Origin of the sequence: Alkaliphilus peptidifermentans DSM 18978 (assembly GCF_900101495.1) — a bacterium.
GTDB lineage: Bacteria > Bacillota > Clostridia > Peptostreptococcales > Natronincolaceae > Alkaliphilus_C > Alkaliphilus_C peptidifermentans.
Genome location: NZ_FMUS01000054.1, coordinates 1 through 8,273, shown reverse-complemented (window position 1 = coordinate 8,273; position 8,273 = coordinate 1). Strand labels below are relative to the sequence as shown.

Sequence of the window (8,273 nt, the reverse complement as noted above, 5' to 3'; positions counted from 1 at the left end):
TTCATATCCATACCTCCCCTATACTCTAATATTTTTTAATAATATCCGGTACATCGCTTAATACTAGCCTTCCGTATACATCTTCATTTACTGTAATTACTGGTGCTAAACCACAGGCCCCTATACATCTTGTCGCTTCTAATGTGAATTTTCCATCCTCTGATGTTTTTCCTACACCTGTCTTTGTCAATTCGCTTATTTTGTCTAGAATAGGCTGTGCATTTCTTACATAACAGGCTGTTCCCATACATACTCCGATAACAAACTCACCCCTTGGTTCTAGGGTAAACTGGGAGTAAAAGGTTACTACTCCATAGATTTCGCTTAATGATATCATTAGTTCATCTGATACCACTTTTTGTACCTCTAGGGGCACACATCCGAAAATCTTCTGGGCTTCATGCAGTACTGGCATTAGAGCTCCTTTTTTTCCTTTATTTTGCCGAATTACTTCCCTCAACTTTTGAAAATTTTCTTCTGTTAATTGATTCTTTGCCATAATGTCCCTCCTTGTTACAATTTTCTAAGACTTTTTATATGTTATTTTTTTAACTAATAATATTGCCGTTCTAGTTTATAATACAATAAGCAACTTTGACTTTAAAATTAATAATGCTGATAGTAAGCATGTTAGTTATTTATTATATCTATACTTATAAAAACAAATACATTAATTATTAGTAATTTAATGTTAAACATAAATGAAATTTGTTATTTTATTAACTATAAAAAAAGCATTTTTTTCGTTAATTATCTATGGATAAAATGCTTTTGTTTAAGTTCTGAAGGAACTTTACACGTAATAAAAAAAAGACCTCTTATCTATTATTTAACTTTTTCAATAAGAAAAATTAGAAATAGAAATAGTAAGGTCTCTATTAATTAGATTCTATCATTTAATTTTCATTTCAACTTAAAAGGATATACAGCTTTATCTAAAATTCCTGCCACATAAGAAATAAGCACTCCATAATTAACCATCGGAACTACTGCTTTTTTTGCTGTATCTATTCTATAAATCATTTCCTGTCTATTCAGCATACAGGAACCACAATGCACTATTAAGCTGTATTCTTCTAGATTATTGGGAAAGGCTGTACCAGTAACCCAATTAAAATTTAATTTCTTTCCTGTAATTTTTTCCAGCCACATAGGGATTTTAACTGTTCCTATATCATCCTTTTGTCTATGATGGGTACAGGCTTCTGCAATAAGAATCTTTGAGCCTTCCTGCAGCCCTTCTATGGTTTTGACTCCATCAATGAGATATTTTAAATCCCCTTTATGATTGGCAAATATAATTGAAAAGGAAGTAATGGGAGTATCATCAGATATTTGTTCATTTACTTCTTTGAAGGCTTGAGAGTCAGTAATAATAAGCTTAGGGGGATTTTTTAAGTGCCTTATAGTTTCAGCTACTTGGTTTTCTCTACATATTGCCATGAAGGCTCCTTTATCTAAAATTTCTCGTATTACCTGAACCTGAGGTAATATCATTCTGCCTTTAGGAGCAGCAGAATCAATAGGAGTTACTAACAACACCATTTCTCTAGGATTTACCAGTCCATCCAATAATGACTTTTCCTCAAATGTAGGCGCAATTTCAATAATTATATTCTTTAATTCATCAATTCCCTCTTTCAATTTAGCACTGGTTTTTACAATAGGGATATTATCTTCTAGATTATATACTGGTTCATCTGAGTTTCCTTTTAAATCAATTTTATTTTCAACAATAACCATTGGAATATTCTTACCCTTTAATAAATCAAGTAACTCTATCTCCCACTTACTTAAACCTGTCCTGTGATCTACGACTATAATAGCTACATCAGTTTTATTAATTACCTCTTTTGTCTTTTGAACTCGCAATTCACCAATATTACCTTCGTCGTCTATCCCGGCAGTATCAATTATAAGGACAGGTCCAATGGGAAGAATCTCCATTGATTTATAAACTGGATCTGTAGTTGTACCTGCTACATCAGAAACTAGAGCTATATCTTGATCCGTCAGTGCATTTATAAGACTTGACTTTCCAGCATTTCTTCTGCCAAATATGGCAATATGAAGTCTATTTCCTCTTGGAGTCTGATTCATTGTATCCCCTCCTTATTTGGAAGCTTTAAATATTTCGGTAGCTTTCTATTTGAATTTTTAACAGCTTCAAGGGCTGATTCTATGTCTATCATGTTTTTATTTTTATATAACTGATAACTAGTTCTGTATTTTTCAGGAGTTGATATAAGCATAATGGTGTTGGCACCAACCTCTAAGGCTTTTCTTTGTCCATCGGGGTCAATTGAAGCCAATGCAGTTGTAGCTGGTAAAAAAACGTTTTTACAAACTATTCTAGTTACTGCTATCGCCTTTAAAGTCATTTCGACACTGCCGGTGGGTAGATCTTCATATGGCGTACCAGGTGCAGGAATAAACGGGCCTATTCCAATCATGTGGATACCCATTTCCTTAAAATACAAAATGTCTTCTGCTATATCTTCTATCTTTTGGCCTGGTAAACCAATCATATTTCCTGAACCGTTAACATAGCCTAATTCCTTCAGCCATTTAGCACATTGTATCCGTTGATCATAATCATTATCTGGATGAATAGACTCAAAGATTTTTCTATTGGTTGTTTCAATCTTTAATAGAAAATTATTGGCACCAGCCTCCCTCAGTAATAGATAGTCAAAACGACTTCTTTCACCAATACTGAGAGTAATTCCCATTTTAGTTACCTTTTTAATTTTTTTCAATAATCCACATAGCATTTCGGTATCATAATAATCATCTTCACCTGATTGCAGTATTACTGTTCTTATACCCATTTCAACCAGCTGATGAACAGCCTCCATTATTTCATCTTCATCCATACGGTACCTATGAGGTAGATCACATCCCTTACGAATACCACAGTAATTGCAGCTTTTCTTGCAATAGTTGGAAAATTCAATAGCTCCTCGAATCTCTACTATATCACCGACAATCTCTTTTCTTAATCTATCAGCTACTGAGTAAAGGGTCTCAATCTCTTTTGGTTCTTCAGTATTCAACAATACCACTATATCATCCTTTGTGAGTTCATGGCCCATTTCAATTTTATTCATTATTACTTGAAAAGCAGTGGATAATTTTGCTTTCTTTAAGGATTCCATTAATCCTAGAAGCTTTCTAACTCTGTATGGATATATATTGTATTTAATTTTAATTTTCTCTAAAATTCTTTCAGCTGTTATTTTGTTTACTTCTTCTAAAGCAATAGAGGTGCTGCATATAGACCCATATTGACTTGGTGTAGGAACAAGATCTACTTCAATATGATTATCCCTTATTATTGAATCTGCTTTTAACATCTCTGTTGTTGTTCCACACACAATTATAACCTTTTGATTGTCATTATTCATTGGTAGCCTCCTTACCTATATTGTTTAGAAGAACAAATCTCTTTTCCCTTTTTCTGTTTCCTTTAATTTATCTATAGTTTCTTTTTTTATCTTATCATTTAAAATTTCCTCCAGAGCATTTTCCAGTAGCTCATTTCCAACTTTACATAATTCATTATTACCATAATCCAGCAAATGCTCTTTAAAGGTTAATATAGCATTGGATTGACAAAACTCATGGATTTCTGCTCCTTTTGCCAGCTCCATAAAGGCTTCACCTGTTCTATTGGCACGATAACAGGCAGTACAAAAGCTTGGAAGATGCCCTTGTTTACATATAACCTGTAATACTTCATTAAGACTTCTTCCATCACTTGTTTCAAATTGCTCTGCTTCCTCATCATTAAAGTGATATCCACCGGGGTTAGTTTTGGATCCGGCTGATACCTGAGAAACACCAAGATTAAATAGCTCATCCCTTAATTCTGCCGGTTCTCTAGTGGATAGAATAATACCTGTATAGGGCAATGTTAATCTATATACTGCAATAATTTTTTTGAACTCTACATCGGTTATATTATAGGGTGTTTCTTCCAGTACTGTATTAACAACAGGTCTTAGCCTGGGCACCGATATTGTGTGGGGGCCTACATTAAATTCCGCTTCCAGATATTGAGCATGCATTAATGTGGCCAATACATCAAACCTGTAATCATATAGACCAAGTAATGTGCCTATTCCAATATCATCAATTCCTGCCTCAAAGGCTCTATTAATAGCTAATAAACGATAATCATAGTTCTTTTTCAGTCCCGATGGATGCATTTTTTTATAGGTTTCTCTATGATAGGTTTCTTGAAAAATTTGATAAGTTCCTATCCCTGCCTCCTTTAACAATCGAAAATCCTCAACTGACATAGGAGCAGCATTAACATTAATCCTTCTTATATCAGTAGTATCATAAATAGCCTTTAATGATTCAGTTATGTGCTTGATGTTGGTTTTTCTTGTATCCTCACCACAAACCAATAAGATTCTTTTATGCCCTTGATTTACTATTTCCTGTGCTTCATATATGGTTTCGTCAACATTTAAAGTCCTTCTGTTGAGGTTTTTATTGGATACCTTAAAGCCGCAATATAGGCAGTTGTTTGTACATTCATTACTTGTATAAAGTGGAGCGAAAACAACAATACGTTTTCCATAAATATTGTTTTTCACTTCACTGGCTGCCTGAAATAATTCTGACAGTAAAGAAGCGTCCTCTATCTGAAGTAAAGCAGATGCCTCCTCCAATGAAATACCTTTAGCCTCTTTACCTTTTTGAATAATGTCTTGAATATATCTTGCTTCAACTTTTTTACCTGCCTCAATTATTTCTTCTATTTTTACTTCATCTATAATTTTATTGGTATCCATTATATTACCTCCTTATTTCTTAGTTAAAGCACTTTTAACAGTCACCCCTGTTATTCTTCCTAATTTCCCAGTAAGTCCTCCAATATCGTCGGTTGTACCATCTATTATGATGGAAATAATTGATAATCCCTTTTCTTTATATGGTATTCCCATTCTACCGACAATCATTTCAGCATATTCACTTAGTAGATTATTAACATCTTGTACCTTATTCTTGTCTTCTACAATAATTGCTACAACGCCAATTCTTTTTTCCAATTCTACACCTCCATGATGAGCAAGAGCATTTCATGCGTAATTATCTATGGATAAAATAATGAACTTCCAATTAAAAAATAAAATGCTTTCCCAAAAAGTAGGAAAGCATTTAATATCGTTAAAGCCTTACTTACCTTTTGCGCAGATTTTCTTTGCAATCAGTGGTTTTTTATGTCCTTCTATTGAAATTGTTCAACAGTCAGATTTATTTTATTATGTTGCTTATTAGTTTTAATTACCATCTATTGATTTACTGGATATTTTTCTCGCTTTACATAGTGGGTATGAAGAAGCTCATGGGCCTTATGGCTGTTTGGTTTTTCTAGGAATTCTTTATAAAGATTTAATATAGCCTCATTTTTATGTGCCTTTCTTTCCCTCATTTTTTTATCTTCTTCATATAGAGCCTTAGCACGCTCAACTCTAATATCCAAATCCATTTTTACCTTAGCAGATACATGGGGTTGTCCACCACCCGTTACGCATCCACCACTACAGCCCATTATTTCAATGAAGTGATATTCCTTATCACCAGACTTAATCATATCTATCACCTTAGCTGCATTGGCGGTTCCATGTATAACAGCTATTTTAAGAGCTTTACCACCAAGTGTTATATCAGCCTCTTTAATTCCTTCTATTCCTCTTACTTTAGTATATTCAATATCTTCTAAGTCACTATTTTCTAATATATCTGCAACACTTCTTAGGGCTGCCTCCATAACGCCGCCAGTAGCTCCAAATATAACACCTGCCCCTGCATAACCACTGAGCTCTTCATCAAATCTGCCATCCTCCAGCTTATTAAAGTCAATTCTCGCCTGCTTAATCATTTTGGCAAGCTCTCTTGTGGTGATAACAGCGTCTACATCCTGAAGTCCGTTTACGTTTAATTCTGGTCTAGCTGCTTCTGTTTTCTTTGAAGTACAGGGCATTACTGCAACAACATAAATACTTCTTGGGTCAATGCTTTGTTTTTCAGCATAGTAGGACTTCAACAGAGCTCCCATCATTTGTTGCGGCGACTTACATGTTGATAGATTTTCTAAAAACTCTGGATAGTTATATTCACAAAAGCGTACCCATCCAGGCGAACATGAAGTAATCATTGGAAGAACTCCATTGTTCTGAATTCTATTTAGCATTTCATGTCCTTCTTCCATAACAGTAAGGTCTGCTGCGAAGCTAGTATCAAAAACCTTATCAAATCCTATGCGTTTAAGAGCACTTACCATTTTACCGGTTACTCTTGTTCCTATAGGTAGTCCCATTTCTTCCCCAAGGGCAGCTCTAACTGCAGGGGCTGTTTGCACAACCACATGAATATTTGGATCATCTATAGCATCCCAAACTCGTTCAATATCTTCCTTTTCCCTTAGGGCTGCAACTGGACAGGATACTATACATTGTCCACAATAAATACAGGGTGCATCTGCCATTGATTTTTTAAAGGCAGGTGCTACTTCAGTTTTAAAACCTCTATTGGTGAATTCAAGTATGCCAATTTTTTGAGCATCCTTGCATACACTAACACATCTGCCACATAGTATACATTTACTATTATCTCTAACAATGGAGTCAGATTTTGTATCAATTGTTGAGATGGTCTTCTCTCCATCATATGGAATCTCATCGACATTTAATTCTTCTGCTAAGCTTTGAAGCTCACACTTTCTATTTCTAGAACAGGTTAAGCATTCTCTATTATGATTTGAAAGTATAAGTTCAAGGGTTGACTTTCGCACTTCCCTTAGGCTCTTTGTATTGGTTTTTACCGTCATACCTTCAGCAACAGGTAAAACGCAAGAGGCTTGAATATTTCTATAGCCCTCCACTTCTACCATACAAATTCGACAGGCCCCCACCTCATTAATTCCCTTTAGATAACATAAGGATGGAATTTCTACTCCAGCTGCTCTAGCTGCTTCTAATACTGTATAATTATCAGGTACTTCTATTTTTATACCATCGATGGTCAAGGAAACATTCGCCATAATCTAATCTCCTCTTCTTTATCTTATTTTTTTACAATTGCTTTAAATGGACACTTTTCAACACATGCGCCACACTTAATACATTTCACAGTATCTATCCAATGATTTTCTTTTTTCTCACCTATAATTGCATCTACAGGGCAAGCCTTTTTACAAAGGGTACAGCCTTTACAATCATCTGTAATTGAATAGTTTAAAAGTGATTGACAAACACCAGCAGGGCATTTTTTGTCGTTTACATGGGCTTCATATTCATGTCTAAAGTAATGAAGTGTTGATAATACTGGATTTGGTGCTGTTTGTCCGAGTCCACATAAGGATGCGGATTTTATTGTATCGGCTAATTTTTCTAACCGCGTCAGATCTTCCGGTTCACCTTTACCTTCTATTATTCTATCTATGATTTCCAGCATTCTTTTTGTACCGATTCTACATGGGGCACACTTTCCACAGGATTCATCTACTGTAAAGTCTAAGAAGAATCTAGCAATGTCTACCATACAGTTGTCTTCGTCCATTACAATCATTCCGCCTGAGCCCATCATCGATCCAAGTTCTATAAGATTGTCATAGTCTATTGGTGTATCTAGATACTCAGATGGAATACATCCTCCTGATGGTCCTCCTGTTTGTACTGCCTTGAAGGCTTTACCGTTTGGTATTCCTCCCCCTACTTCGTAGATTACTTCTCTTAGGGTTGTTCCCATTGGTATTTCCAATAGTCCTGTATTATTTATCTTTCCACCTAGGGCAAACACCTTTGTTCCTCTGGATTTTTCTGTTCCTATTCCTGCAAACCAATCGGCTCCATTTAGTATGATTTGTGGTATGTTGGCATAGGTTTCTACATTGTTTAATAATGTTGGCTTATCCCATATTCCTTTGTGTGCTGGGAATGGAGGTCTTGGTCTTGGCATTCCTCTCTTGCCTTCTATTGAATTGATTAGTGCTGTCTCTTCTCCACATACGAAGGCTCCTGCTCCTAATCTAATTTCTAAATCGAAATTAAAGTCTGTTCCAAAAATATTCTTTCCTAGTAAGCCTGATTTTCTAGCATCTTCTATAGCTATTTGTAAACGCTTTACGGCAATGGGGTACTCTGCACGTATATAGACATAGCCCATATCTGCTCCTACTGCATAACCTGCTATTGCCATTGCTTCTACTATAACATGGGGGTCTCCCTCTAGCACTGAACGATCCATAAATGCTCCAG

General features: G+C 35.3%; 7 protein-coding genes. All 7 read right to left on the bottom strand.

Translation table 11 applies throughout. The features are described 5' to 3' along the window. Positions 1 to 25: 25 nt before the first annotated feature. Positions 26 to 499 (bottom strand): NADH-quinone oxidoreductase subunit NuoE family protein, encoded by a 474-nt coding sequence (locus BLP68_RS20920; RefSeq protein WP_091547683.1) that lies wholly within the window; start codon positions 497 to 499, stop codon positions 26 to 28. Between the two features lie 404 nt (positions 500 to 903). Beyond that, the gene (gene hydF / locus BLP68_RS20915; protein ID WP_091547681.1) at positions 904 to 2,100 is read right to left on the bottom strand and encodes a [FeFe] hydrogenase H-cluster maturation GTPase HydF; all 1,197 of its coding nucleotides are present in this window, start codon (positions 2,098 to 2,100) and stop codon (positions 904 to 906) included. Next, positions 2,097 to 3,407: a [FeFe] hydrogenase H-cluster radical SAM maturase HydE gene (gene hydE / locus BLP68_RS20910; protein WP_091547679.1), complete on the bottom strand. Its 1,311-nt coding sequence runs from the start codon at positions 3,405 to 3,407 to the stop codon at positions 2,097 to 2,099. The genes hydF and hydE overlap by 4 nt, the downstream gene beginning before the upstream one ends. 24 nt (positions 3,408 to 3,431) lie before the next feature. Beyond that, positions 3,432 to 4,805: a [FeFe] hydrogenase H-cluster radical SAM maturase HydG gene (gene hydG / locus BLP68_RS20905; RefSeq protein ID WP_091547678.1), complete on the bottom strand. Its 1,374-nt coding sequence runs from the start codon at positions 4,803 to 4,805 to the stop codon at positions 3,432 to 3,434. A 12-nt stretch (positions 4,806 to 4,817) separates the two neighbouring features. Next, on the bottom strand, positions 4,818 to 5,063 hold the full coding sequence (locus BLP68_RS20900; protein WP_091547676.1) for a TM1266 family iron-only hydrogenase system putative regulator: 246 nt from the start codon (positions 5,061 to 5,063) through the stop codon (positions 4,818 to 4,820). 242 nt (positions 5,064 to 5,305) lie between these two features. Next, on the bottom strand, positions 5,306 to 7,057 hold the full coding sequence (locus BLP68_RS20895; protein WP_091547675.1) for an NADH-dependent [FeFe] hydrogenase, group A6: 1,752 nt from the start codon (positions 7,055 to 7,057) through the stop codon (positions 5,306 to 5,308). 23 nt (positions 7,058 to 7,080) lie between these two features. Further along, a partial coding sequence (locus tag BLP68_RS20890) for an NADH-ubiquinone oxidoreductase-F iron-sulfur binding region domain-containing protein (protein ID WP_091547673.1) occupies positions 7,081 to 8,273 on the bottom strand: 1,193 nt, incomplete at its 5' end.